Raw genomic sequence first — 26174 nt, 5'->3', positions numbered from 1 at the left:
GGGCTACGGTGGCGGAAATCGCCACCGGCTCGCCGATTTCGGCGCCGAGCTACCGGGTGCTCCCCGCGACGGGGCAGCCTGCACCCCTCTAGAGTCTCTCGGCCAGGTCGAATGGTGCTGTTCGGCCGTTTCCGCGTGGGCCGTATGGCGCGCACAGTGGGAGACGATGCCGCCGCCACCCCGAAGCGGTCCGACGGCGCGGGAGGTGCTGGCCGACCGGTTCGCCCGCGGTGACATCGACGACGAGGAGTACCTGCGGCGTCTGAGGACCCTCGATACCGGCCCCCCGCCCGGACCGCTCTGAGCAGTCCGAGACTGTGTCTGAGCAGTCCGAGACTGTGTGAGCGGCCGTTGTCAGCGGGCGGATCGTTCGGTGACGCCCGGCGTTCCGCCGACGACCTTCGACTCCTCGAGATCGGCCAGTTCCGTCGCGCCGATTCCCAGCTCGGTGAGCAGTTCGGCGGTGTGCTCGCCGAGCAGCGGTGCGGGACCGCGGTGCAGGTGTTCGGGTCCGGCGGAGAACCGGGCCGGAATCGTGCTGTAGCGAGCCGGCGGCAGAACGGGATGATCGACGTACTCGTAGAACCCGCGCGCCTGCAGTTGTGCGATGTCTGCCTGCCGATGCGGCTGGATCACTGCGCCGACGGGAACCCCTGCGCCCCAAAGCACTTCGACGACCTCATCTTCGGTGCGCTCGGCACACCATGCGGCGAGTTCGACGTCGATTTCGTCGTGGCGGAGTCTGCGCCCGGCCACGGTGGCCAGGGCCGGATCAGCAGCCCAGGCGGGATCGTCGAGCGCTTTGCGTAACGCCTCCCACTGAGCGTCGGTGGTGACGGCGATGGCCACCCACCGATCCCGGCCGCCGAACTCGTCGGTGCCCGCGCAGCGATAGAGATTCTGTGGCGCCGCTGCCGGCCCGCGGTTGCCCTGGTGCCGCAACAGCGCGCCGTAGGCCGAGTACTCGATCACCTGCTCGGCGGCCACGCTGAGCGCCGCCTCCACCATCGCCGCTTCCACCAGTACGCCCGCTCCGGTGGCCCGTCGGTGTTCGAGGGCCAGCAGCAGCGCGTTCAAGGCGTGCACGCCCGCATTCGGGTCGCCGATCGAATACGGCTGTACCGGATTCGTTTCGGGGTGCCCGGTGAGGTTGGTGATGCCGGAGGTGTCTTCGATGACGTAGGCGAAAGCGGGGTTGTCGCGCCACGGGCCGGTGAGTCCGAAGCCGGGCATGCGGACCATGATGCCGTCGGGGCGTAATGCCCGGTAGGCGTCGTAGTCGAGGCCGATCTGTTCCATCACCCGGGGCGTGTAGTTCTCCACGACCACATCGCAGGTGGCCGCCAGGCGGCGCAGCAGGTCGCGCCCGCGTTCGTCGCGCCAGTCCAGGGTGATGCTCTTCTTTCCGGTGTTGAGGCCGGCGAAGATCGGGGAGCGCTCCCACCACCGGTCCTCGGTCGTCGGCACACCCGCGATGAGGCGGGTTCCGTCGGGGCGGGTGGCGGACTCGACGTGGATCACTTCGGCGCCGAGCATGGCAGGCACGTGGGTGCACGAGGGGCCGGCCCAGAAGGTCGTCACATCGAGGATGCGAATCCCCTGGAACGGCAGAGGTTCCGGACTACCGTGGCCCGATGCGGTGACGCGGGCGGGGGGACGGTGCCGGTAGCGATCGGTGTGCTCGCCGAGCCGGGGTGCGGGCGCGGGCGCGCGCAGCAACGGGGGCGTGCTGCGGAACGGCGCCGCCGGTCGCAGGAAGCCGGCCGGGTCGGTGACGAAGGTGCCGCGCTCGACATGCTGGTTCAGGTGCGGGGCGTTCGCGCCGTCGGCGAGCAGGCCGTTGGGGACCCGGAAAGCGGTGGCGAGTTCGCGGATCGCGTCGACGGGCTGGGCGGCGAACCAGGCCTCGATCTCCTCGGCGTGCTTCAGCGCGCGTTCGGTGATGGTCAGTTCGGCGTCCTGGTCGATCCACTCGGGATGCCCCACGATCGCGCACAGGTCGAACCACTGCTGGGCGGTGCCGCAGCCCACCGACACGAGCCCGTCGGAGGCCGTCGCGACGCCGGGCACGTTGCGCCTGCGCTGGGTGCGGAAAGGACGCCCGAGGGCGTCGTGGAAAGTGACGGGAAAGTAGGTGAGGCCCAGGATCTGGGTCTCGAGCATCGAGAGATCGACCAGTTCGCCGGTATCGCTGTCGGCGCAGCGCAGGCGGGAGATCAGGGTCGCCGCCGAGGCGTGGGCGCCGGCGAACCATTCGCCGATGCGGCCGCCGACGTGGACGGGTGCGCGCTCGGGCGCGCCGCGGCCCAGGCCGATGATGCCGCCGGACCAGGCCTGCAGGGTGAACTCGGTGGCGGGCCGGTCCGCCCACGGACCGTCGAGCCCGAACGGGGTGATCGAGGTGACGATCGCGTGCGGGTGGGCGCGCCGGATCGCGGCGGGGGACAGCGCGGGGAGCTCGGCCAGGTCGGAGCCCGGCGACCACACCACCACGTCCGCGCCTGCCAGCAGTGTCTCGACCATCTCGATGTCCGCTCGGCGCGCGGGGTCGGCGACCACCGAGTGCTTCCCGCCGGACAGGTACGCGAACAACGCCCCGTCCTGAACATCGGGTATCTCGGCGCCCGATGCGCTCCACTTCCGCAACGGATCACCCTGGGGAGACTCGACTTTCACGACGAGTGCCCCGCCGTCGCGAAGCAGCCGGGTGCAGTATGCCCCGGCGATCCCGGAGGACAGGTCGACAACGGTGCAGTGGTGGAGCGGCAGGTCTGCGCTCATTCCTGCTCCTCGCGCGCGGTCTTGCTGAGCCGGAACTCCGGCGGGAAGCGCGAGTCGTTGTCCTTGACCGACTTGTTCAACCCGTTGTCGAAAGCCTTGTCCAGCATGAGCTCGTCGTCGTCGGCGTGGATGTGCCCGCCCATCGACTCGAAGAAGCCGCTGAGCAGGCTGCCCATGTACTCGCCCTGCTGCTGCTTCATGATCTCGAAGAAGACCTTCTGCATGAAGATGGTGTCGGTGGGGCGGTTACGGGCGCAGGCCAGCGCGTATTTGGCGGTCTCGGCTTCGAGTTCCTCGCGGGTGACGACCTTGTTGAGGAAGTTGCAGTCGAACATCTCCTGCGCGGTGAACGCCCGGCCGGTGAAGACCATCTCCTGGAAGCGGCGCAGACCCATGGTCTGTGCCCAGGTCCACATGCGCGGCCCCCATCCGTAGTAGCGGAAGGAGGGGTGGCCGAAGAGGGCGTCGTCGGAGGAGATCACCAGGTCGGCGTCGGCGGCCTGGTAGAAGTGCCAGCCGTAGCAGTAGCCCTTCACCTCGACGATGCTGATCTTCTTGAACTCCTGCAAGCTGCGGCAGCCGGCCTGGGCATTGGCGTACCACTGGCTGACGGTGGCGCCGTGCCGGAAGGAACCCTTCGGCGGGTAGCGCACCTCGTCCTCGCCGATCTTGTACTCGGCCAGCCGCGGACCCTGCGACGGGTCGTTCTGCACGCGCAGGAACTCGGGCAGGTCCGCGCCGCTGCCGAAGTCGTCGCCTGCCCCGCGCACGACGAGCACCTTGACCTCGTCGTCGACGCTCGCGCGGTGGATGAGATCGCCGTAGCGCAGACGGGCCGCGATGGTCGGGGCGTTCAGGTGCTCCGGGCGGTCGAAGGTAATGGTCGCGATGCGAGTCGCGGGATCCTTGTCGTAGAGGATGATCTCCTCGGCCGACGGTTGAGCGGTATCGGACATGGGGCGGCTCCTGGAAGTCTGTGGGCGTCGACCGCTCAGTGCGGCCAGTGCGGCGCGGTGGTCAGCACCTCCGGGCCGGAGTCGGTGATCAGCACCGAGTCGCGGGTGAATACCGCGCCGATTCCGGGCTCCCACACATAGCCGGTGACCGCGAGCACCATGCCGGGTTCGAGGCGCTCGGCTTCGGCGGTCTCGCGCAGCTGCGGGGAGATCACCGGGGTGTCGAAGCCCATGCCGAGCCCGCGTGCGACCGGCATCGGCGGCAGGGCGACCCCCGCGGCCTCGTAGGCGTCGAGCAGTCCGGCGGCCGAGGCGCCCGCCTCGCAGGCATCGATCACCCTGTGCCACAACGAGTCCGCACGCCGATACTGCGCCCGGACCCGATCGCCTGCCGTGCCGCTCGCGGGCCAGGTGCGACCCACCTCACCGATATAGCCCTCGCCGAGCACACTCGCCGACACCGCGACGAGATCACCGTCGCGGACCCGACGGTCCGTGTCCGCCCGCCGCCACGGATGCTCCGGCGAGGTCACCCATACCGTGTCCTGTGCGGCGGGCGTGCTGATGCCGCCTGCCGTCATGGCCTCGAGCAGTACGCCGGTCAGCCCGTGCTCGGTGGCGCCCGGTGTCAGCTCGCCGATCGTGGTGGCCAACCCTGTCTCGGCCACCCGCAGAGCGCGCCGCAGTGTCGCGATCTCCTCGGCAGTCTTGATCCGGCGGGCCTCGCGCATCGCCTGCTCGCCGTCGACGAGTTCGGCGGCGGGAAAGGCCATCGGCAACAGCTCGGCGAAACCCGGCGAGAGCGCGTCGGTGCCGACCCGTTTCGCGGTCTTCGCTCCCTCGATGGCGGCGAGCACCGCGATGGTGTTCATCGGATTCCACAGCAGGCCGTAGAGGTGCTCATGTGGAATGTCCTCGGGTACGCCTTCGTCCCAGGTGCTCAGCAGATGCACCGCGCCGCTGTCGCGCACCAGGGTGGCGACGGGGCCGAACGGGCGGGTGCCCGCGACCCACAGTTGCACGGCGCCGGAGACATAGCGGGCGTTGGCCTGCCTGCCGAGGACGAGGATGTCGAGGTCATGGGCTTGCATCTGTGCCAGTGCGCGCTCGCGCCGCCCATGCCGCAGGGCGCGATCGTCGGGCAGTACCTCAGTTGCCATAGGGATCGTAGGGGTAGTCGGTGAGAGGGAGCCAGCCCTCCTCGGTGATCACGATGATCTCCTCGCTTCGGTATCCGCCGGTGCCGTCCTCCCAGACGACCGGCTCGAGCACCAGCACCATGCCGGGCTCGAAGACGAAGTTCTCGTCGTAGGCCGGGCCGAGATCGGTGCCGATCATCGGCATCTCGGCCGCGCTCACGCCGATGCCGTGGCCGAGATAGAAATGCGGCAGCCAGGGCTTTGCGCCGTCGTCGGCCTCGATCGCGGCGCGGGCCAGATCGGCCGCCGTCGCGCCGGCCCTGGTCACATCCAGGACCGCGGTCAGCAGTTCGCGCCAGCGTTCGAATTGGCGCTGCTGGCGCGGAGTCGGGTCGGCGCCGACGATCCAGGTGCGGCCGAAGTCCGAGCAGTAGCCGCCGTAGGTGATGCTGACGTCGGTCCACAGCACATCGCCCGCGGCGAGTTCGCGCTCGGTGGTCAGCAGCGGCAGCGCCAGATCGCCGTGGGTCGTCCACACGCCGTCGGCCTTGGTGTCGGGCATGACCTGCCAGATGGCGTCGAGCATGTTCGCCGTCGCGCCGAGTTCGAAAGCGCGACGCACGAATCCGGCGGACAGGTCGATCTGGCGGCGTCCCGGCGCCAGGGCGGCCTGCACGTCGACGATCGCCTGCTCGGTGATCCGGGCGGCGGTGCGGATGCAGGACACTTCGTCGGGCGTCTTGATCAGCTTGGCGGCACCGATGACGGCGGCGGCGTCCGCGGGCGGGCCCGCGGGGAACACCGTCGCGCCGGCGCGCAGCATGGCGCCGGTGTACTCGTCGACCGCCACTGTCGAACCGGATGGGATCAGATCGGCCAGCAGGCGGGTGAAAGCCGATACGCCCTCGTCGAATTCGAGATATACCGGGCCGTGCAGGTGATCGGCGGGCAACTCGGACTCCGCGGCCGCGCCCTCCCGGAACGGCAGGAACAGATGCGGGTGCGGGTCACCGGCCAGCACCACCGCCACCGGACGCTCGACGTGGGCGAGGCCGGCGTCGCCGAGCGGCCAGTTGGCGCCCGTCGCGTAGACGACATTGTTGTTGTTGAGCAGGACGAGCGCGTCCACGCCCATCGCGGCCATCGCGGCGCGCAGCCGAGCGCCGGTCTCCCGACGCATCCGAGCGCGGTCGGGAACCTCGGGAATGGTGTAGGACGAGGAGGTTCTCGGGGTGGTGAAGGCGGTCATCGCGATTCCGGAGCCGACAGTCCGAGGAAATCCTGGACATTGGTGCTGACCACACGGGCGGCGTCCTCGGGACCGAGTGCCCGCACGACCGCGGCCAGGGACTTCTCCGAGTAGCCGAAGGTGCTCTCGTTGTGCGGGTAATCCGAGGACCACATCACCCGGTCGACGCCGATCTGATCGACCAGCGTCAGGCCGAGGGGATCGACCATGAACGAGGCGCGCATATGGTTGTCCCAGTAGTGCCGGACATCGTGGTCCAGCGGGCGATCGAGCATGTGCTGGAAGGATGCGTGCATGTGCTCGGCGTCCTGCAGGGCCGAGGCCACCCAGTTCACCCCGCCCTCGAACCAGCCGATCTCCAGGCCGGGATGACGGTCGATGATGCCGCTGAAGATGTACTTGGAGAACAACTCCCGGAACGGCGCGACATTGTGCATCATGCCGACCGCGACACTGTTGATCTCGCAGGGGCTCGACAGCGGCGACTCGCCGATGTGGTGGGAGACCGGGACGCCGGACTCCTCGATGGCGTCCCACACCGGGATCATCGCGGTGCTGCCGTAGTCGATGACCTTTCCGTCGTCGTCCTTGCCCGCGGAGAGCGGCAGCAGGAAAGTCCGCAGACCGAGGCCTTTCAGCTCGTCGAGGGTGCGGCGCGCGCCGTCGGGGTCCCACCAGTTGATGAGTCCGACTCCGTAGAAGGCGCCGTCGGATTGCTCCTGGAGTTCGGCGATATAGGCGTTGTAGACCCGGAAACACAGCTCGCGGATCTCCTTGTCCGGATAGAACAGCAGCGCGAGCAGGGCGTTGGGGAAGGCGAGTTCCTTGGCGATGCCGTCCGCGCGCAGGTCGGCGGTCCTGGCCTCGAGGTTGGCGCTGCCCGAGCCGTCCAGCGGGTCGTACTGCATCAGGACGTGGCTGAAATCGCCGGGCAGGAACGACTTTCCCTTGCGGCCGAGCTGGAACGCGCCGTCCTCGTACCAGACCCGCGGCGCCCGGTCCTTGAGGCTGTCCGGGAAGCGTTCGAAGAAGATGTCGTGCGCCAGGGAGATGTGATTGTCGGCCGAGAACACGTCGGTGCCCGCGGGCAGACCGAGGCTGCCCTCCGCGTGACCTCGCCGGTCCTTCGGCGGGCCGAAACCACCGGGCGGATACAGGGAAGCACTGCTGGTCGGAACCGACATCATGACCCTCCGTGGGGAATTCGGGTGTGGTCGAGGCACCGGTCGGCGGGGCCGAGCAGTGCGGTAATGAGATTATCACAATAGGAGAAGCGCGCATTCGGACGCAATGCGTCACGGTCCATCAAAGGGCAGCTGGGAGCCTGAGAATGATGTTCTCCTAGTGATCGATCACAAGGGTTCTACGACACGCGCGGAAGTGACCTTTTCGCCACGCGGTGAGACCCTTGTCACAAGTCGCGAACCAACCTACTGTGTGTTCACTAGGTTTCCAGCCGACAGGTGTTTCCGCGTGACAGCTCCCCGCCCCTATGCCTCACTACTCGCCAAAGGCGAGGATCGCCGGCAGCGCATCCTGACCGTCGCGCAGCGGCTGCTCACCCGCAACGGCTGGCGTAACACCACTGTCGCGATGGTCGCGCGAGAAGCCGGCGTCAGTCCGGCCGGTCTGCTGCACCACTTCCCCTCCAAAGACCAATTGCTGCATGCTGTCCTCGACGCCAAGGACGCCGACGATCTGTCCCAGGCCGACCTCACCGGCGACCTGTTCGTCGAGATCGGCCGCGTCGCCGAACGCATCCAGCGCTCACCCGAGCTGGTCGGCACCTTCGTCGTGATGCTCGTGGAGAACCTGCAACCCGAAGCGCCGCTGCACGACCGGCTGCTCGACAGATGGAAACTCGCCGTCGGCATCGTGGCCGCGATCATCAGGCACAACCAGGAGCTCGGCCACTACCGGGCCGATATGGATGCCGATGTCCGGGCCGTCGAAATCGTTGCGTTCATCAACGGAATGGAGATCTCATGGCTGCTCGATCATTCGATCCCGCTGGCGAAGGTGTTCGAGGAATACACTCGGGCACTGGCCCGGGACTTCGCTCCGGTCACGGAACGACCCGCTACCGGCTCGACATCGTCGGAACCAGCATCGTCGATGTCGTCGAGCACGCGGGCGGATGGCTGTTCGACCGTGCGATCGCCGGCTGGGAGGTGACCGTCCTCGTCGCCGACCTCGCCGACTCCCGCCCCCTGCGCATTCTCGGCGCGGAAGTGGCCGACTTGGAGTCGGTGCTCTCCGCGAGCGGGCAGGGTCGCAGACCGGATGCGCTCGGCATCGCCAGCGCGGTGTGTCAACGGGATTCGCGGGCGCATCGCGGCGTGCTCAAGGCCCTGCGTGACGGCGGGGTCGAAGTCGTGGTGTGGGGCGAGGACTGGTCGTCCCCGCCCGAGCATCGGGTGGATCCCGTGCTGCACCGGCTCAGCATGGCGGCGCAGGCGTTCAAGGCGCAGGCACTGTGCGCGGCGGCTGCCTCCTCGGTCGCGGTCGGCGCGACGGAGACCTTCCGCAGCGGAGCCACCCTCGTCCCTCAGGTCGCCGCCGACCTGCTACCGGTCGGGTGATTCGCCGATGCGGGCGGGGCAGGCTCGAAACGACTTGCCCCGCAATCCGACTCGCTTCAGTGGCTCATTCGCCGGAGGTGAAGCCGTGTGCGCAGAAATCCCAGATCTCCGCGGCGGTGATCGGCCGCTGATCCTGTTCACCGGTTGCCGACTGAGCGGTGAACATGACCGTCTGGATGACCATCGCGGCCACCCGGCGCGGATCGATGCCGGCTCGCAGCGCGCCCGCCTCGGCGGCCTCTTCCATCAGTTCGGTGAACAGCGCCAGCATCGGCGCGTGTGCCACCTTCACCTGGCTGGGATGGCTCACCAGCAACTGCGGGGCGAAATCGGTGAACAGCGGACGGTGTGCGCCGGGATCGGGCCTGCACAACTCGAACAGCAACTCCACGGTGACCCGCAGTTTGTCCAGCGGCTCGGTCTCGCCGTCGGCGGCGGCGCGCAACTGGTCTGCCGTGCGGCCGAGCGCATCCTCGAACAACGCGAGCAGCAGCTCGTGTTTACCGTCGAACTGCAGGTAGAAGCTGCGCAGTGACTGCCGGGAGCGGTCGACGACCTCCTGCACGGTGAAATCCGTGCTGCCCTTCTCCGTGATGATCGCCTGGGCCGCGTCGAGGAACCGCTGGACGCGCTGTTCGGCGCGAAGCTTGGCGGTGCGCAGGGAACGCTCGACGGCGCGCTCTTTCCAGGCCGGCTGCTCGCTCGGGCTGGTCACGGGCGCCTCCAGCCCCGGTGATGTGAAGAGAACATGACTGCACTGTACCGGATAACCCCATATCACAAGGGATGCGGGCCCGCCGGTCGTTGCCGTTTCAAAAGCGGCATCCTCGCTAGAGGAGAATGATATTCTCCAACCAGGCACCGGCCCCGGAGGGGGTTGCCGGGCCGGGTCGCTTCCGTCTCGAAAACTAGGACGTTCCATGCGCACTCCACGATTCCGCGCGGCGCGGCCCGCTGTCGCTCGGGCCGGCCGGCGCCGATATCGCGCGATCTGGAAAGTGGCCGTCGTGCTGCTGGCGGTCGCACTGACCGCGGCCGGCTGCGGTCGCGAAGCCGGCGCGGGCGAGGAGTCCGCGCCCTCGGTCGCCGCGTCCTCCGGCGACTTCGGTGATCTGCAGGGCGTATGCGGACCGGGTGACGCCTCGTCGGCCTCGGCGCAGGGCGTGAGCGCCACGCAGATCGAGGTCGGGCTCTTCTCCGATATCGGATACACCAAGGATCCCGATATCGCCGATGCCGCAAAGGTTTTCGTCGAGTGGTGCAATGCCGCCGGTGGCATCAACGGCCGGGAGTTGGTGACGAATCTGCGCGACACCAGGCTCACCGAGGTGCGTCAGCGCATGCTCGAAGCCTGCCGGGAGGACTTCTTCCTCGTCGGCGGCGCGGCCGCGCTGGACGGGCTCGGCGTCAAGGACCGCTTGAAGTGCCTGCTGCCGGAATTCCCCGCGCAGGTCACCCAGACGGCGAACACCGGCTCGGATCTGCAACTGGGCGGCGGCTCCTCGTTGTCGGAGGACGTGAACCCCTACACCGGGTTCTACGACTGGCTCACCACCGAGGCCTATCCGGAGTCGAAGGGCAAGATCGGGCTGCTCACCGGTGACTCCCCGATCACCAAGGTGATGGGCGACAAACTGACCGAAGCGCTGACCGCCTCCGGCGCGAACTTCGCCTACAGCGGCTTGTATCCGCTCGGCGGGCTCGCGGATTGGACCCCCTACGCGCAGGCGATCAAGAGCAACGGCGTACGCGGGCTGATCTTCCTGGGCGAGCACCGCGCCCTCACCAAGCTCGAGGAAGCTCTGACCAGCCTGAACTACGAGCTGGACTGGATCGACGCCAACTCCAATTCCTACAAGCTGGCCTTCCTCGACGGCGCCGGCCCCTCGCTGTCCGCGCAGAACAACTTCGCCGACCTCGCGGGCACGGCTCCGCTCGACGCCGCCGACCAGGTCCCCGCGGTCGCCCAGTTGCGGGACATGTTCGAGCAGTACGCGCCCGACAGCCCCATCACCTACCAGGTGCTGCGCGCCTTCCCGGCCTGGCTGCTGTTCGCCGAGGCGGCGACCGCCTGCGGCGATGAGCTGACCAGGCGCTGCGTATTCGAAACCGCGAGCAGGGAGACCGCATGGACCGGTGGCGGTCTGCAGGCTCCGGTCGATCTGAGCAAGCCGCGCTCGGATCAGCCGCGCTGCTTCAACGTCCAACAGGCGACGCCGGACGGGTGGAAGGCCGCCGACTTCCGGCCCGACACGGGCGTCTTCCGCTGCGGCTTCACCCCCTACCGCTACGCCGTCGACTACGGCAAGCCGACCACGCTGGCCGACGTCGACAAGAGCATGTCCGACCTCGAATGACGGAGACGATAGATGACTGAGACAGCGGAGGCCCACGGCCCGCTCGCGGGAATCCGCGTGCTCGAAGTGGCCATGTACGGGTTCGTCCCGTCGGCGGGCGCGGTGCTGGCCGATTGGGGCGCCGATGTGATCAAGGTCGAGCACGCGGTGACCGGCGATCCGCAGCGCGGGCTGCGCCGGGTGGGCCAGTTCGTCGTCGAGAACGACCCGAATCCCAATGTGGAACACGCGAACCGGGGCAAGCGCAGCATCGGGGTCGACATGTCGACACCGGAAGGTCGCGCGGTGATCCATGATCTCGCCCGCGGCGCGGATGTCTTCCTGACCAGCTTCCTGCCGCAGGCGCGCGCCAGATTCGGCATCGACGTCGACGACATCCGCGCGGTGAACCCGTCGATCGTCTACGCCCGCGGCAGCGCGCTGGGCCCGCGCGGCGTCGAATCCGATCGGGGCGGTTACGACATGACCGCCTTCTGGTGCCGGGGCGGGATCGCCGCCACGATCACCGCCCCCGGCGTCGAGGGCATGATCCAGCCGCCGGGTCCGGCCTTCGGCGACACCATCTCCGGCACGAACCTGGCCGGGGGCATCGCCGCCGCACTGCTCAAGCGCGAGCGCACCGGAAAACCCTCGGTCGTGGATGTCTCGTTGCTCGGCAGCGGTTTGTGGTCGATGGGTCACACGGTCGCGCTCTCCGCGCACGGCAAGAAGCCGATGATCGCGCCGAAGCCGGGCGCGCACGGCGCTCCCACGAATCCGCTGTCGGGTCTGTATGCGACCGCCGACGGACGCTACCTCTCGTTCGTCATGCTGCAGCCGGGCAAGTTCTGGGCCGACGTGTGCAACCACATCGACCGGCCGGAACTGGCCGACGACCCGCGCTTCGCCGATGCCGCGAGCATTGCCGAGCACACCGCCGAGGCCGTGGAGATCCTGCGCGCCGAGATCGCGCGCCGCACGCTCGCGGAATGGACCGAGCGTCTGGCGACGCTGTCGGGACCGTGGGCGCCGGTGCAGGACTCCGAGCAGGTGCTCGGTGATCCGCAGATCAGGGCCAACGAATATCTGCGGCAGGCGGGCGAACTCGAGCTCGTGGCCAATCCGGTCCAATTCGACGTCACGGCACCGGATCTGCGGCCCGCGCCGGGATTCGCCGAGCAAACCGACGAGGTGCTGCTCGAACTGGGGTTGAGCTGGGACCGGATCGTGGAGTTGAAGGTGGCCGGCGCGGTGTCCTGAGGCCGGCCCTCGCCGCGACGGTGGGCCCGACGACACGACGGGCCCACAGCCCACACCACCCTGCGGACAGGTCCGCCCCACGAACAGGTCGACACGTGAGCAAGCCGCCGCGCGAAGGGCCATGACGCGAAGCAGGCCGCGACCGGTGAGGTCGCGGCCTGCTTCGCGTGCAGAGGTCAGCCGGCGCGCTTGGCGTAGGCGGCGGCGTACTCCTTGCGCGAGGTGGTGGAGATGTCCACATCGGTCGCCGTGGCGCGCAGCGCGCCGACGGTCGCCTGCTCACGGGGGATGTGCCGGAACGGATCCCAGTCGAACCAGCGGGTGGCGTTCTCCCAGGTGATCTTGTGGATCTCGTCGTCGGTGGCCCCGGCGGCGTTCAATTCCTCGAGCACGAATTCCGGCGCGTTGGGCCAGATCGAGTCCGAGTGCGGGTAGTCGCACTCCCAGGCGATGTTGTCGATGCCGATGTCGTGGCGGAACTTCAGCGCCGTCCGATCGGTGACGTAGCAGGCCAGGACGTGCTCGCGGAACACCTCGCTGGGCAGCTTGCCGCCGAAGTCCCGGCGCAGCCAGCGCTGATTGGTGTAATGCCGGTCGGAGCGGTCCAGGAAGAACGGGATCCAGCCGACGCCGCCTTCGGAGAGGGCGACCTTGAGTTTCGGGTAGGCGCGGAAGGCGGGTCCCCACAGCAGATCCTGCGCGGCGATCAGCGAGATGCTGGGGGCGAGCACCATGAGATTGTCGATCGGGGCGTCCGGGGCCAGCCGCAGCACGCCGAAACCCTGGCCGATGTGCAGGTTCATCACGGTGTTGTGCTCGCACAGCGCTTCGAATACCGGTGCCCAGTATTCGATGTCGTGATAGCTGGGCAGCCCGTCGATATGCGGCAGCTCCGGCATCGTGACCGAATGACAACCCTTGGCCGCGACCCGGGCGATCTCGGCGACGGCCAGCTGGGGATCCCACAGCGGCAGAATCGCGATCGGGATGAACCGGCCCGGGTAGGCGCCCGCCCAGTCCTCGATGTGCCAGTCGTTGTAGGCCTGGATCATCGCGACGGTGATCTCGTCCTTGCGGTGCGCGAGATGTCCGGCGCTGAACCCGGTGAACGTCGGGAAGCACATGGAGGCCAGCACGCCGTTGGCGTCCATGTCGCGCACCCGGTCGTGCACGTTGTAGACCGCGGGACGCATTTCGGCGTAGCCGGCCGGATCGCGGCCCCACTCCTCGGCCGGCCAGGTGACCACGGCATTGAGGCCCGCGACGCCGGTCGGGCGGTCGCGGTAGATCCATCGGTCGATGCCCTGATCGTCGACGACGACCTTCGGGGCCAGATCGGCCCATTTCTTCGGGACGTGACCGTCGAACATGTCGAGCGGCTCGACGACATGGTCATCGATGCTCACCAGGATCAGGTCGTCGGTGTTCATGTGACTCCTCGCGTACATGGGCGTCGGACGGACGTGAGATCGGCAGTCTCGCGAAATTGTCAATCTTTCAGAAAGAGAATCACACTCTCGCTCATGGTATAGACGATAGCGGATCAGGTCGTCACGGTCGAAGGTCCGCGATGATCTGCGGAAGCTGGGCGGAACTGCGGATGCCCGGTTCGGCGGCGTAGACAGCGGGCACGGCATTGACCGCGCGGTGGGCGGTATAGCCGGGGGACACCTCGGCCATCCGCTCGAGCTCGACCGCCAGGCGGATGTCGACCTCGAGCGGGGCGTCACCCGCGACCGACAAGTGCCAGCCGGTGTCGCCGACGTGCCAGTCGGCATCGAGGTCGGCGGTGCAGTACCAGGTCGCGCGGAAGGTCAACAGTGCGGCGCCTTCCCGGATTCCGGTTACGGTGATGCGCTGGGCGGCGACGGTTCTCGCGCGAATCGGGCCCGCGGCGATCTCGATGTCGCTGCGCGCGCAGGCCAGCTCGGCACGGGCGGTCAGGTCGTCGAGTGGGAGGCCGATCGCCTCGGCGACCAGTCGCAGCGACGGGCCGAAGCTCTCGCGCAGGTATGCGGCCCGGTGCGGGTCGGCGGTCTCGGCCGCGCGGCCGAATCCCATGATGTCGAACAGCAGTTCCGGCGAGGGGCGGCGGGACAGGTCGGCGTATTCGTCGATCGTCAGGGCGGTCAGCTCGCGTTGGAGTGAGAGCAGCGCCAGCGGGACCGCCTCGGTGGCGAAACCCGGGCTGCTGCCGGTGCTGTGGATGGAGGCGCCGCCCTCGGCGCAGGCGGCGGCGACGCGTTCGCGCAGCTCGGGGTCCGTGCTGTCGGGGTGGTGGAAGCGGCCGCAGGTGGTGACCACGTTCAGTCCTGCGGCGAGCAGGCGGCAGACCTCGTCGGCGTCGAAGGCGATCGGCATGTAGAGGACACAGTCGGCGCGCGAGGCGATGATCTCGTCGATATCGGTCGTGGCGGTCACGCCGAGCGGATCGATTCCGCAGAGCTCGCCCGCGTCCCGGCCCGACTTGTCCGGCGAGTGCACGTAGACGCCGGCGAGGGTCATCCCCGGATGGTCGACGATCGCGCGCAGAGATCGCCTGCCGATGGTGCCGGTGGCCCACTGGACGACCCGATAGGGCGGTCTGCTCGTCATGCGCCGTCCGTTCCCCGCTGGTCGCGGCCCTTTCGATTATGCGTTCGCCTAGAATGGTATTGGCATTCTCATTTTCTGCAAGTAACGTATTCAAGTGATGAACGACCAAGTGCAGACCTCGTCCGGCATCCCGTTGGAGCCGAGCTACGGGCCGGAGACGAGGCGAACGGATCCGCCCCCGCCGGGCAGTTACCCCTTCACCCGGGGCAACTTCCCGACCGGTTACCGCGGCCGGCTGTGGACCTTCCGGCAGTACTCGGGGTTCGGCACCGCCGAGGAGTCCAACCGTCGCTACCGGTATCTGCTGGACCAGGGCGGCACCGGGCTCTCGGTCGCGCTCGACCTGCCGACCCAATGCGGTTACGACTCCGACGATCCCGAGGTGAGCGAGGAGGTCGGCCGGGTCGGCGTCGCCGTCGACACCCTGGCCGACGCCGAGGTGCTCTTCGACGGGATTCCGCTCGACAAGATCAGCACCAGCTTCACCATCAACGGCACGGCCGCGATCCTGCTGGCGCTCTACGTCGCCGCCGCGGAGAAGAAGGGCGTGCCCAGGGCGAAGCTCACCGGCACGATCCAGAACGACATCCTCAAGGAATACGCCTCGCGCGGCACCTGGATCTGGCCGCCGCAGCCCTCGCTGCGCCTGATCGCCGACACCATCGAGTTCTGCGCCGCCGAGGTGCCCCGTTTCAACGCGATCTCGGTGGCGGGCGCGCACTTCCGCGACGCGGGTGCCAACGCGGTGCAGGAGATGGCTTTCACTCTCGCCGACGGCGTCACCTACTGCGACACCCTGGTGGAGCGCGGTCGCATGACCATCGACCGATTCGCCCCGCAGATCTCGTTCTTCTTCTACACCCACGGCGACTTCTTCGAGGAGATCGCCAAATATCGTGCGGGCAGGCGACGCTGGGCCACCATCGTGCGCGAACGCTACGGCGCGAGCAGTGACAAGGCCGCGATGTTCCGCTTCGGCTGCGTCGCGGGCGGCGCCTCGCTGTATGCCCCGCAGGCGCAGAACAATCTGGTGCGCATCGCCTACGAGGCGATGGCGGCGGTGCTCGGCGGCGTGCAGTCGATGTTCACCGCGGCCTGGGACGAGCCGTTCGCGCTGCCCAGCGAGGAATCGGCGACCATGGCGCTGCGCACCCAGCAGATCCTCGCCTACGAGACCGGCGTGACCCGGGTGGCCGATCCGCTGGGCGGCTCCTACTTCGTCGAGGCGCTCACCGACGAGACCGAGAAGCGCATCGTCGAGATCATGAGCGATCTCGAACAGCGCGGCGGCATGGTCCGCTGCATCGAGGACGGGTATCTGCAGGGCCTCATCGCCGATGCCGCCTTCGACCTGCACCATGCGGTGGAGTCGGGGGAGCGGCCGGTGGTGGGGGTGAACAAGTTCGTCACCGACGAACCCGCCCCCGATATCGGCACCTACGCGCTCGACGCCGACGGCAGAGAACGGCAGCTGAAACGACTGGCCCGCGTCAAGGCCGAACGCGATCCCGCCGCCGTGCGCGACACGCTCGCGGCGCTCTCGCGGGCGGCGGAGGGAGAGGACAACCTCATGCACCATCTGATCGCCTGTGCCAACGCCTATTGCACGGTGGGGGAGATGACGTCCGCGCTGAAGTCGGTGTGGGGCGAGTTCCAGCAGCCGGTGGTGTTCTGATGCCGGCCCGCGTGCTGGTCGCCAAGCCCGGCCTCGACGGTCACGATCGCGGCGCCAAGATCGTCGCCCGCACCCTGCGCGACGCCGGGTTCGAGGTGATCTACACCGGCATCCGCAAGAAGGTGGAGGAGATCGTCGCCATCGCGGTGCAGGAGGACGTCGCTGTGGTCGGGCTGAGCATTCTGTCCGGTGCGCACGTGGCGCTGACCCGGCGGGTGATCGACGCGCTGAAGGCGGCCGATGCCGCCGATATCGCCGTGGTCGTCGGCGGCACGATCCCGCGCGCGGACGTGCCGGTGCTGCTGGAAGCCGGTGCGGCGGCGGTGTTTCCGACCGGGACGGCGCTGGAGACCTTGGTCGAGGAGATTCGGGCGCTCACCGAATCGGTGGCCACCTAGCTGCCGGCCTCCGTGACGACTGTGCGGCGCGGTCACGTTGTGTGGCACCGGCCATCCATCCCGGTCGGTGCGCGGCAGTGCTCGGCGGTTCCGGTCCTCGGCAGGCAGGGGCCGGCCGACCGGCAAACGGTGACCGACGAAACAGCGGTGGTCCGTGTGGCCGCGGCACACGGCCGCACGGCGGATTCCGCAACCCGATGGTCCGGCTCCGCGCCGGACAGCTTGGAGGAACAGTGCGTATCGGTGTGATGATCGGGCCCGAGAAGGGCGACTCCGGTCGCAAGCTCGACCGGATGCTGCGCGATATCGAGTGGGCGGAATCGGCGGGGCTGGACACCGCCTGGATTCCGCAGATCCCCACCGACTTCGACGCCCTCACCACCATCGCGGCGATGGGCTTGCGCACCGGCCGCATCGAGTTGGGCACGGCTGTGGTCCCGTTGCAGGCCCAGCATCCCATCGCCCTCGCGCGCCAGGCGCTGTCGGTGCACGCGGCGGCGGGCGGCAGGCTCGCGCTCGGCGTCGGCCCCTCGCACCACTGGATCGTGCGTGACATGCTCGGCCTGCCCTACGACCGCCCCGCCGCCTACACCCGCGACTACCTCGAGGTGCTCGCCGCCGCCCTGCGCGGACCCGGCCCGGTCGACGTGGACAACGACACCTTCACCGTCCACAATCCGCTCGACCTCGGCCCGGTCGCCCCGCTGCCGGTGCTGGTCGCGGCGCTCGGTCCGGTCATGCTGCGCATCGCGGGTGAACAGACCGACGGCACCGTGCTGTGGATGGCCGACGAGAAGGCCGTCTCCGAGCACGTCGTTCCCAAGATCACCAAGGCCGCCGCCGACGCGGGCCGCCCCGCGCCGCGCATCGTCGCCGGACTGCCGGTATGCCTGTGCGCGCCGGGCGAAGTGGACGAGGCGAAGGCGCGCGCGAACCGCATCCTGGGCGAGGCGGAGGTCTCGCCGAACTACCAGCGGCTGCTGGAACAGGGCTCGGCTCGCGATATCGGCGATCTGTGCATCGCCGGTGACGAGGAGGCCATCGTCGCCGGCCTGCGTCGCTACGCCGATGCGGGCGCGACGGATCTGTCGGTGCGGCTGCTGCCCATCGGCGATACCCGCGAGGAGTTGGTCGCCTCCAAGCGCCGCACCCGCCAGATGATCGCCGACATCGCCGGGGCGCTGCGATGAGTGACCGGCAGGCGCAGGCGCACACATGGTGCTCCCGGCGCCTGCGTTCCGAGCGCGGCATTCAGTCGAGTGATGCTAGGGCACAAGCTATTTCGAGGCCCTGCGACGGCGTGCGATGGCGTGCGGGGAAGTGGGAGCCCGATGAGCCGAAATGAGCAGGGCCCGCTGGCGGGTATCCGGATACTCGAGGTCGGCACCATGCTCGCCGGTCCCTATGCGACGATGATGCTGGCCGATCTCGGCGCCGAGGTCACCAAGCTCGAGCCGCCGGGCGGGGATATCTCCCGTCAGGTGAGCGACAGCTACTTCGCCAGCCTGAACCGGGGTAAACGGAGCATCCGCCTCGAACTCGGCACCGAACGCGGCCAGGCGGAACTCGCCGAGTTGGCCGCCGAATCCCATGCGCTGCTGGTCAATCTGAAACCCTCCGCGATCCACCGCCTCGGCCTCACCTACGACAGCCTGCGCCGCTACAACGACCGGATCGTCTGCGTGGCCATCACCGGCTACGGCCTGCACGGCGGCGACGATCCCGCCTTCGACTACGTCATCCAGGCCGCCACCGGCATCGCCGCACTCACCGGCGACCCGGACGGTCCGCCGACGCTGCCCGGCTACTCCTCGGCCGACAATTCGACCGGCCTCACGGCGGCGCTGGGACTGTTGGCACAAATCGTCTCCGGCCGGGGCGGACAGATCGACGTCTCGCTCTACGAGGTCATGCTGTCGCAGCTGAACTACCACGCGGCGGCCTACCTCGGATCGGGGACGCGGCCGCAGCGCCGACCGTTCGGCGCACATTCGTATTACGTTCCCGCGCAGATTTTCCCGACTTCCGAAGGCCACCTGGCGCTCTTCGTCACCCACGACGGGTTCTGGAAGGCCTTTGCCCGGGAGGCCGGAATCGATGGCTACCCGACGATGGCCGAGCGAGTGACGCGGCGGGAGGAAGTGCTGGAAGCGGTAGCCGCCGCCTTGTCGACCGACACCGCGAAGGGCTGGGAGGCCCGGCTACGCCCGCTCGGCATCCCGGCCGCTGCCGTGCGCGAACTCCCCGAAGCGCTCGATGCCAGTCCCGAAGTGGTCGTCCGGGCGGGGGAGCACCGGCTCGTCGGCAGCCCGATTCGGATCGAGGGCTACCGGCCTCGATACCGCCCGCCACCGAGGCTGGGGGAGCACGGGGCGGTGTGATCTGCCCAGGTCGGCAGCGAGCCGGGGCGATCGAGGCCGGTGTGCGGCGCGCGCCGGCCCGGCGAAGAAGCGGTCGAACTCCGTGACCCGGTCGGCTGTTCGGTCGGGGTGGGAGGGTGCAGGTGGGCGGCGAACATCTTCGCCGCCTGCCGGTCTCACTCGTAGTCGACGGTAATCGAGTCGGTGTCGGGGATCGCCTGGCAGGTCAGGACGTAGCCTTCCTCCAGTTCATCGTCGGTGAGCGCCTCGTTGACACGTAGCGTCGCGTGCCCGTCGGTGACCTTCGCGATGCAGGTCGCGCAGTTTCCGGCCTCGCAGGAGAACGGCGGGACCAGGCCCGCGCGCCGGGCGCTCTCCAGCAAGGTCTCGCCGTCCCTGCGGGGGACCGACTTCTTCTTGCGGTTGAGCAGGATCGTCACCGTGCCGGTCTCGGACTGTGCCGTAACGGTATTCGTTGCCGACTGGGCGTCCGGTGCGACAACCGGTGGTGCCGGGGTGCCGAACCGCTCGCTGTAGATCGCCCCCGGACCCGGCAGGGCGTTCTCGACCATCTCCATGAACGCTTCCGGCCCGCATACATAGGCCTCCCCGTGCCCGTCCGGGCCGACGAAAGCGCGGATGGCGGCGGCGTCCAGGAATCCGCCTGCGCTGTCGAGATGGCGGTGCACCTCGAGCCGGTCGGGGTAGCGGGCGGCCAGCGCTGTCAGCGCCTCGCCGAAGATCACCGAATCCGCGTCGCGGTCGGCGCACAGCAGCCGAACGCGACGGTCGGTGGTGGCCAGCGCGGACTTGGTCAGCGACAGGATCGGGGTGATCCCGCTGCCACCGCTGAACCCGAGCACCGGCGCCTCGCTTTCGCGCAGGCAGAACTTCCCCGCCGGGGGGCCGAGCTCCACCTCGTCGCCCTCGGCGAGATTGTCGTGCATCCAGTTCGACACCGCCCCGCCCGGAACGCGTTTGACGGTGGTCATCAGTTCGGAGTCGGTCTCGGGTGCGCTCGACATCGAGTACGACCGGTAGAGCGTCTGCCCTCCGACTTCGACACGGAAGGTGCAGAACTGGCCGGCGCGGTAGGTGATCGGCTGCTCGTGCGGGCGCAGCACGAAGGTTCGCGCGTCCACGCTCTCCTTCACGATCCGGGTCACGGTCGCCTTCTGGAACCCGGCCCGCTGGTACATCGAGGGACTCGCCATCGACCGCCTCCTTTGGTATGCATATTCTAGTAGAATGAGAATTACATTCTCACCCACGAGACGGGATCATCTCAAATGTCTGCTGGGAGCGAATCCATCGCCCTCGTCTTCGAGGAGCGGTCCTACACCCGCGGCCGACTCGACGAGCTGGCCGCGGGACTGGCCGCCGACCTCGCCGCTCGCGGCCTGCGATCCGGTGACCGGGTGGCGCTGATGTCGTCGAACCGGCCCGAGTTCGTCGTCGCCACGCTGGCGATCTGGCGGCTGGGCGCGGCGGTCGTGCTCATCAGTCCGGCCTGGAAGGCCGCCGAGGTCGAGCACGCGCTGGCGGTAACCGGTCCGGTCCACGGCGTCGGTGACAACCCGGTGCTGGCCGAGTTGCTGCCCACCCGCCACCTCGACGACCCGATCACTCCGCTGGAAGCGGCTGTCGCGCAGGCCGATCCGGAGGCGGAAGCGGTGCTCGTGTTCAGCTCCGGTACCACCGGTATGCCGAAGGCCGTGCGGCACACACACGGTTCGCTGGCCGTCGCGGTGCACCAGTGGCGCGAGGTCCTCGGCCTCACCGCCGCCGACCGCATCCAAGTCGCCACGCCACCGTCGCATATCCTCGGCCTGCTCAATATCGTCACCGCACTCGACGCCGGGGCGTGGATGCGCCTGCACCGCCGCTTCGATCTCGACACCATGCTGTCCTGTATCCAGGACGACCGGATCACCATCGAGATGGCGGTGGCGCCGATCGCGCTGGCCATCGCCTCGCATCCGAAGCTCGAATCCTTCGATCTGAGTTCGCTGCGCTACATCATGTGGGGGGCCACCCCGGTGACGGCCAGCGTCGCCGAAACCGTCACCCGACGGACCGGAGTCGCGTGGCTACCGGCCTACGGCGCCAGCGAGCTGCCGGTCATCGCCTGCAACCCGCTCGAGGGTGCGCGGCTGGACAGTGTCGGCAAAGCGGCGCCGGGTGTCGAGGTGCGAGTGGTCGATCTGGATTCCGGGCAGGTTCTCGAGATCGGCGAGATCGGGGAGATCCAGTGTCGCGCGGACTCGTTGATGTCCGGCTACCTGCCGGAAGAAGCCACCGCCGGTGCCTTCGACGAGGGGTGGTACCGGACCGGGGACGTCGGCTATGTCGACACGGACGGCTGGATCAGGCTCACCGACCGGGCCAAGGAGATGATCAAGGTCCGCGGCTTCCAGGTCGCGCCCGCCGAGATCGAAGCCGTGCTGCACGGGCACCCGGGGGTAGTCGACTGCGCGGTGTTCGGCGTCCCCGACGAGGCCGACGGCGAAGCCGTGATCGCCGCCGTGCACGCCGACGAGCCGGTCACCGAAACAGAGCTCGTCGAGCTGATCGGCAGCCGGCTCGCGACCTACAAGAAGCCGCGCCGGATCGTCTTCGTCCCCGAGATCCCGCGCCTGCCGTCGGGCAAGGTGCTGCGCCGAGTGCTCAAGGAGCGTCATGGATGTCCGTCTGACCGCTGAACAGCGTCAATTGCGCGACGCCGCCGCACGATTGGCCGACGAACTCGGCCCCGGCTCGGTGGCCGACCTCGACGACGAACAGCGGGTCGCCCGATTGGACAAGGCCGTCGAAACCGCGGGCTGGCGTTTGCTGCGCTCCGACGGTGCGTCCGGCGTGGAGGTGGCCCTGGTCGCCGAGGAGTTCGGCAGAGGACTGGTGGATGTCGCGTTCCTCGGCCCGGTCCTTGCCGATGACCTGCTCGGCGCGGGCGGTGAACCCGGCGACTGGACCATCGCCGTGGACGGTCGTGCCGTCGACTGTCGTGGCCGGGATCGCGCCCTGGAATCAGCCGACGGCCTGCTGCGCTGTGCGCCCGTCGGCGATCGGTTGCCGGGCGCCGATCTCACTCGCCGAAATGCCGAACCGGCCACAGGTTTCGAGATCCTCGGCGAGATATCGGCCGAGCGCGGCGCCCGCTGGTATGCCCTGGCGATCACCGCCACCGCGGCCGATCAGCTCGGTGCGGCGCGCGGTGCGCAACGCCTGGCGGTGGAGTACGCGAAAGTCCGCGAACAGTACGGCCGTGCGATCGGCGGCTATCAAGCGGTCGCGCACCTGCTGGCCGAGAACCAGGCTCTGATCGAAGGCTCGATCAGCGTCGTGCGGCATGCCGCCTGGTCCGTGGACGAACTGGAGCCGGCCGGCGCCCTGCGCGCCGCCCGCATCGCGCACCTCTACATCACCCGCGCCGCCCGCACCGTGTGCGAGAACGCCATCCAGGTGCACGGCGGCATCGGCAATACCTGGGAGTGCCTGGCCCATGTCTTCCTGCGCCGAGCGCTCGCCTCGGCCGGGTGGTTCCCCGTTCGCTTGGAGGAGATCGACCTTGGACTATCGTGATTCACCCCGCGAGGCGCAGTTCCGCGCCCGTCTGCGCGCCTGGCTCGCCGACAACGCCGCCGACTATCCGAGCAGCGGCGACGAATACTGGGCCCGGCAGGGTGACTGGCACCGTGCCCTCTACGCGGCGGGCTTCTTCGGCCTCTCGTGGCCGGTGAAGTTCGGCGGTCAGGACCTGCCACCGGTCTACGACGTGATCCTCGACGAAGAGCTCGCCCTTGCCGGCGCCCCGCCGCGCCCCAGCCTCGGCTATCTCGTGCACGGCTTGGGCAGGCACGGCAGCGAAGGACTGCAGCACCGATTCCTGCCCGGCATGATCGACGGAACCGAGCGCTGGTGCCAGGGATTCAGCGAACCGGGCGCGGGCTCGGACCTCGCCTCCCTGCGCACCACAGCTGTGCGCGACGGGGACGACTACGTGATCCACGGCCACAAGATCTGGACCAGCTACTCCGATGTCGCCGACTGGTGCCTGCTGCTGGCCCGCACCGACCCTCGTGCGGCCCGGCACAAGGGCATTTCCGCATTCGTCATCTCGATGAAGCAGCCAGGGGTGCAGCAGCGACCGCTGCAGATGATCAGCGGCGTCACCCGCGAATTCGGCCAGGTGCTCTTCGACGGCGCCCGCGTGCCCGCCGATCAGATGGTCGGAGCGCCGGGGGAGGGATGGCAGCTGGCCATGACCGTCGTCGGCCACGAACGCGAGCCCGGCACTCTGGGCTACGCCGCCCGCTACGGAAAGTTGGTGCGCCAGTTGGCGGCTCGCTCCGGCGACACGCCGCCGGAGGAACTGCGCTGGGCCGCCGTGCAGGCCGAGATGCTGCGCCTGCACGTGCGCCGACGCCTGTCCGAGCAACTCGACGGCCTCACCCACGGCCCCGACGGCTCCCTCGACAAACTTCTCATGACCTGGGTCGATCAATCCGTCGGGCACGCCGCCCTCGCCGTCGGCGGCACCGATGACGAGGAACTGCTCGGCGCCTACTTCTACAGCCGCGCGCAGAGCGTCATGGGCGGTACCTCGCAGATCCAGAAGAACATCATCGCCTCGCGCATCCTCGAACTCGGCGCTTGACCCGAGTTCCGCCAGTCAGGAGCCCCGCCATGTACGACCTTCCCGATGTCATCGACGTCCGCGCCGACGGCCCCATCCGCATCATCACCCTCAACCGACCCGACGCCCTCAATGCGGTGAACGACGAGCTGCACACCGCGCTGGCCCAGCTCTGGCCGCGCCTCGAAGAGGACCGTGAGGTGCGCGCGGCGGTGCTCACCGGGGCGGGCAAGGCATTCAGCGCGGGCGGCGACTTCGCCTATCTCGCCGAACTGGCAGGCGACGCGGAGCTGCGCGCCAAGACCATCGCCCACGGTCGTGCCATCGTGCTCGGTATGGCCCGCCTGCGGATTCCGGTGGTCGCGGCGGTGAACGGCCCGGCCGTCGGATTGGGTTGCAGCCTGGTCGCTCTCAGCGACATCGCCTACATCGCCGAGAGCGCCTACCTCAAGGATCCGCATGTCCAGGTCGGTCTGGTCGCCGCCGACGGCGGCCCCTTGACCTGGCCTCTGCACACCAGTCTCATGCTGGCCAAGGAATACGCCCTCACCGGCGCGAAGATCACCGCCGAACGTGCCCGCGAGATGGGCTTGGTCAACCACATCGTCGCCGATCCCCTCGCGGAGGCGCTGGCCTGCGCCAAACGGGTGGCGGAGTTGCCCCGCCAGGCCGTGGAGAGCACCAAACGTCTGCTGAACCTGCACCTCGAACGGGCGGTGCTCGCCACCCTGGACTACGCCAACACCGCGGAGGATCTGTCGTTCCGGACCGCCGATTTCCAGGCGACCATAGCCCGGCTCACGGCGAAGCGTGAATGAGCCGCAGCCCTGCCGAGCTGGACCAATCTCTTGCGGGCGAGACGATCGCACATGTATATCCCCTCTGGATGGAGCGATCGTCTCGGCGTCTGCGTGATAGATCTGTCCGGGGCAGTGCCCGCTGTGTCGGCAGGCGCCGGCCGGCCGCGCAAGTGGGCGCGGCCTGGACGGCATCGTGCATGACGATTCCGTGCGACTTCGGCGATGCGCCATGCTCAGCCGTCGACGTCGCATGATTTCCAGCGGCCCTCCGAACTGGTCATCTGCAGGAACTGACGCAGGGTCGCCTCGATCTGCGCCGCGTCGGACTCTCGCGTCCCACTGTCGGCCAGGCGTACCAGGGCGGTCGCCGAAACGGTGACCGCGACGGCCAGCGCGACGCCGGCCGCGATCGCACCGGCGATGAGGCCGGTCCGCTTCTTCGGCGGTGGCGGAGGATCGCCGGCGTGCTGCAGCGGAAGCTGCGGGAAGGAGGTCCAGCCGTCGATGTGTACCGGCTCGGGCTCTCGATCTGCCGTCTCGCGATTCTCCACGCACCGCCATTGGGGCGCAGTCTATTTCGGGCCGAAGCGCAGCGCGCCGTCGAGGCGGATCACCTCGCCGTTGAGGTAGTCGTTCTCGATGATCGACTGGGCGAGCTGGGCGTATTCGGTGGACCGGCCCATGCGCTTGGGGAAGGGCACCTGTGGTCCCCAGTACTGCTCGAGCTGATCGGCGGCCTTGCCGTAGGCGGGGGTGTTCACGGTGCCGGGCGCGATGGTGACCACGCGGATGCCCAGAGGCGACAGGTCGCGGGCGGCGACCAGGGTCATGCCGACCACGCCGCCCTTGGCCGCCGCGTAGGGCAGCTGGCCGATCTGGCCTTCGAAGGCGGCGATGGACGCGGTGTTGACGATGACTCCGCGGCCGCCTTCCTCGAGCGGCTCGGATTCGGCGATGGCGGCCGCCGACAGGCGCAGGACGTTGAAGACCGCGGTGAGGTAGTACTCGATGGTCGTCCGGAAACCCGCCAGCGCCAGCGGTTTTCCGTCCTTGCCGACCAGCCTGCCGCCCTGGGCGGGGCCGCCGTGGGTATCGACCGAGATGCGCAGCGGGCCGAGAACTCGTGCTTCGGCGATGGCGGCGTTCACCGAGTTCTCGTCGGTGGCGTCGGTGTGCACGTAGCGGATGCCGAGTTCTTTCTCCAACTCGCGGCCCTTCTCGTCGGCCACATCCGCGACCACGACCTTCGCGCCCGCGGCGACCAGCCTGCGCGTGGTGGCTTCGCCGAGGCCCCCCGTGCCGCCGACCACCAGGGCTGAACTTCCACTGATCTGCATGTCGCGACCCTCTCTCTTGAAACTGAACTCTCGTGTTGAGAGAATCATATTCTCATACGTGATTGGAGTG

Annotated in this window: 23 protein-coding genes and 1 pseudogene; 13 read left to right on the top strand and 11 right to left on the bottom strand. The window is 68.6% G+C overall.

The window, feature by feature from the left end; genetic code table 11:
- The first annotated feature begins 166 nt into the window (after positions 1-166).
- Positions 167-304 (top strand): SHOCT domain-containing protein, encoded by a 138-nt coding sequence (locus ON26_RS33720; RefSeq protein ID WP_157172078.1) that lies wholly within the window; start codon positions 167-169, stop codon positions 302-304.
- A gap of 50 nt (positions 305-354) precedes the next feature.
- Here the strand turns inward: ON26_RS33720 and ON26_RS30060 are convergent, their stop codons facing one another.
- The 5 genes from ON26_RS30060 to ON26_RS30040 are packed head-to-tail and all read right to left on the bottom strand — an operon-like array spanning position 355 to position 7312.
- The gene (locus ON26_RS30060) at positions 355-2781 is read right to left on the bottom strand and encodes a CaiB/BaiF CoA-transferase family protein (RefSeq protein ID WP_040801489.1); all 2427 of its coding nucleotides are present in this window, start codon (positions 2779-2781) and stop codon (positions 355-357) included.
- On the bottom strand, positions 2778-3737 hold the full coding sequence (locus ON26_RS30055; RefSeq protein WP_040801488.1) for an enoyl-CoA hydratase/isomerase family protein: 960 nt from the start codon (positions 3735-3737) through the stop codon (positions 2778-2780). Before ON26_RS30055 ends, ON26_RS30060 begins: the two co-directional genes overlap by 4 nt.
- A gap of 35 nt (positions 3738-3772) precedes the next feature.
- On the bottom strand, positions 3773-4897 hold the full coding sequence (locus ON26_RS30050; protein ID WP_040801486.1) for a M24 family metallopeptidase: 1125 nt from the start codon (positions 4895-4897) through the stop codon (positions 3773-3775).
- Positions 4887-6125: a M24 family metallopeptidase gene (locus ON26_RS30045; RefSeq protein WP_040801484.1), complete on the bottom strand. Its 1239-nt coding sequence runs from the start codon at positions 6123-6125 to the stop codon at positions 4887-4889. Before ON26_RS30045 ends, ON26_RS30050 begins: the two co-directional genes overlap by 11 nt.
- Positions 6122-7312 carry an amidohydrolase family protein gene (locus tag ON26_RS30040; RefSeq protein WP_373280973.1) on the bottom strand — a complete coding sequence of 397 codons (1191 nt, stop codon included), beginning with the start codon at positions 7310-7312 and terminating at the stop codon, positions 6122-6124. Before ON26_RS30040 ends, ON26_RS30045 begins: the two co-directional genes overlap by 4 nt.
- Positions 7313-7598: 286 nt before the next feature.
- Between ON26_RS30040 and ON26_RS30035 the strand changes: the two are divergent.
- Together ON26_RS30035 and ON26_RS30030 are read left to right on the top strand one after the other, a co-directional pair.
- Positions 7599-8189, top strand: a pseudogene (locus ON26_RS30035) (TetR/AcrR family transcriptional regulator); the annotation flags it as partial.
- A 107-nt stretch (positions 8190-8296) separates the two neighbouring features.
- Positions 8297-8707 (top strand): hypothetical protein, encoded by a 411-nt coding sequence (locus ON26_RS30030; protein ID WP_373280972.1) that lies wholly within the window; start codon positions 8297-8299, stop codon positions 8705-8707.
- A 64-nt stretch (positions 8708-8771) separates the two neighbouring features.
- Here ON26_RS30030 and ON26_RS30025 read toward each other — a convergent pair whose 3' ends face one another.
- A complete protein-coding gene (locus ON26_RS30025; RefSeq protein WP_040801483.1) occupies positions 8772-9422 on the bottom strand; it encodes a TetR/AcrR family transcriptional regulator in 651 nt (216 codons plus the stop codon).
- A 205-nt stretch (positions 9423-9627) separates the two neighbouring features.
- On the opposite strand from ON26_RS30025, the gene ON26_RS30020 reads away from it, so the two are divergent.
- Positions 9628-11064, top strand: a complete 1437-nt coding sequence (locus tag ON26_RS30020; protein WP_083884482.1) for an ABC transporter substrate-binding protein — start codon at positions 9628-9630, stop codon at positions 11062-11064.
- 12 nt (positions 11065-11076) lie between these two features.
- On the top strand, positions 11077-12303 hold the full coding sequence (locus ON26_RS30015; protein WP_040801481.1) for a CaiB/BaiF CoA transferase family protein: 1227 nt from the start codon (positions 11077-11079) through the stop codon (positions 12301-12303).
- 176 nt (positions 12304-12479) lie between these two features.
- Here ON26_RS30015 and ON26_RS30010 read toward each other — a convergent pair whose 3' ends face one another.
- Complete coding sequence (locus tag ON26_RS30010) at positions 12480-13733, bottom strand: amidohydrolase family protein (RefSeq protein WP_040801479.1); 1254 nt, start codon at positions 13731-13733, stop codon at positions 12480-12482.
- 121 nt (positions 13734-13854) lie between these two features.
- Positions 13855-14898 carry an NAD(P)H-dependent amine dehydrogenase family protein gene (locus ON26_RS30005; RefSeq protein ID WP_040801477.1) on the bottom strand — a complete coding sequence of 348 codons (1044 nt, stop codon included), beginning with the start codon at positions 14896-14898 and terminating at the stop codon, positions 13855-13857.
- 97 nt (positions 14899-14995) lie between these two features.
- On the opposite strand from ON26_RS30005, the gene ON26_RS30000 reads away from it, so the two are divergent.
- The 4 genes from ON26_RS30000 to ON26_RS29985 all read left to right on the top strand — a co-directional run bounded on the left by ON26_RS30000 (position 14996) and on the right by ON26_RS29985 (position 19352).
- The gene (locus ON26_RS30000; protein ID WP_040801475.1) at positions 14996-16573 is read left to right on the top strand and encodes a methylmalonyl-CoA mutase family protein; all 1578 of its coding nucleotides are present in this window, start codon (positions 14996-14998) and stop codon (positions 16571-16573) included.
- On the top strand, positions 16573-16971 hold the full coding sequence (locus tag ON26_RS29995) for a cobalamin-dependent protein (protein WP_040801473.1): 399 nt from the start codon (positions 16573-16575) through the stop codon (positions 16969-16971). The genes ON26_RS30000 and ON26_RS29995 overlap by 1 nt, the downstream gene beginning before the upstream one ends.
- Positions 16972-17204: 233 nt before the next feature.
- Positions 17205-18161 (top strand): LLM class F420-dependent oxidoreductase, encoded by a 957-nt coding sequence (locus ON26_RS29990; protein ID WP_040801471.1) that lies wholly within the window; start codon positions 17205-17207, stop codon positions 18159-18161.
- Positions 18162-18302: 141 nt separating this feature from the next.
- Positions 18303-19352, top strand: a complete 1050-nt coding sequence (locus ON26_RS29985; RefSeq protein ID WP_040801469.1) for a CaiB/BaiF CoA transferase family protein — start codon at positions 18303-18305, stop codon at positions 19350-19352.
- A 155-nt stretch (positions 19353-19507) separates the two neighbouring features.
- Here the strand turns inward: ON26_RS29985 and ON26_RS29980 are convergent, their stop codons facing one another.
- Positions 19508-20545, bottom strand: coding sequence for a ferredoxin--NADP reductase (locus ON26_RS29980; RefSeq protein ID WP_245546121.1), 1038 nt, complete (start codon positions 20543-20545; stop codon positions 19508-19510).
- Positions 20546-20620: 75 nt separating this feature from the next.
- Here ON26_RS29980 and ON26_RS29975 point away from each other — a divergent pair, with 75 nt between their 5' ends.
- From ON26_RS29975 to ON26_RS29960, 4 genes are read left to right on the top strand one after another with little or no spacing between them, the layout of a single operon-like run.
- On the top strand, positions 20621-22033 hold the full coding sequence (locus ON26_RS29975) for a class I adenylate-forming enzyme family protein (RefSeq protein ID WP_040801464.1): 1413 nt from the start codon (positions 20621-20623) through the stop codon (positions 22031-22033).
- A complete protein-coding gene (locus tag ON26_RS29970; protein ID WP_040801462.1) occupies positions 22011-22913 on the top strand; it encodes an acyl-CoA dehydrogenase family protein in 903 nt (300 codons plus the stop codon). Before ON26_RS29975 ends, ON26_RS29970 begins: the two co-directional genes overlap by 23 nt.
- Positions 22900-23988, top strand: a complete 1089-nt coding sequence (locus ON26_RS29965; protein ID WP_040801460.1) for an acyl-CoA dehydrogenase family protein — start codon at positions 22900-22902, stop codon at positions 23986-23988. The genes ON26_RS29970 and ON26_RS29965 overlap by 14 nt, the downstream gene beginning before the upstream one ends.
- 29 nt (positions 23989-24017) lie before the next feature.
- Positions 24018-24785 carry an enoyl-CoA hydratase/isomerase family protein gene (locus ON26_RS29960; RefSeq protein WP_040801457.1) on the top strand — a complete coding sequence of 256 codons (768 nt, stop codon included), beginning with the start codon at positions 24018-24020 and terminating at the stop codon, positions 24783-24785.
- Between the two features lie 215 nt (positions 24786-25000).
- Here the strand turns inward: ON26_RS29960 and ON26_RS29955 are convergent, their stop codons facing one another.
- Together ON26_RS29955 and ON26_RS29950 are read right to left on the bottom strand one after the other, a co-directional pair.
- On the bottom strand, positions 25001-25318 hold the full coding sequence (locus tag ON26_RS29955) for a hypothetical protein (RefSeq protein ID WP_040801455.1): 318 nt from the start codon (positions 25316-25318) through the stop codon (positions 25001-25003).
- 21 nt (positions 25319-25339) lie between these two features.
- On the bottom strand, positions 25340-26104 hold the full coding sequence (locus ON26_RS29950) for an SDR family NAD(P)-dependent oxidoreductase (protein WP_040801453.1): 765 nt from the start codon (positions 26102-26104) through the stop codon (positions 25340-25342).
- Positions 26105-26174 lie beyond the last annotated feature (70 nt).

This window comes from Nocardia higoensis NBRC 100133 (genome assembly GCF_000308595.1).
GTDB classification, from domain to species: Bacteria; Actinomycetota; Actinomycetes; order Mycobacteriales; family Mycobacteriaceae; genus Nocardia; species Nocardia higoensis.
The sequence above is the reverse complement of the archived record's forward strand: the minus strand, read 5'-3'. Positions and strand labels throughout refer to the sequence as shown.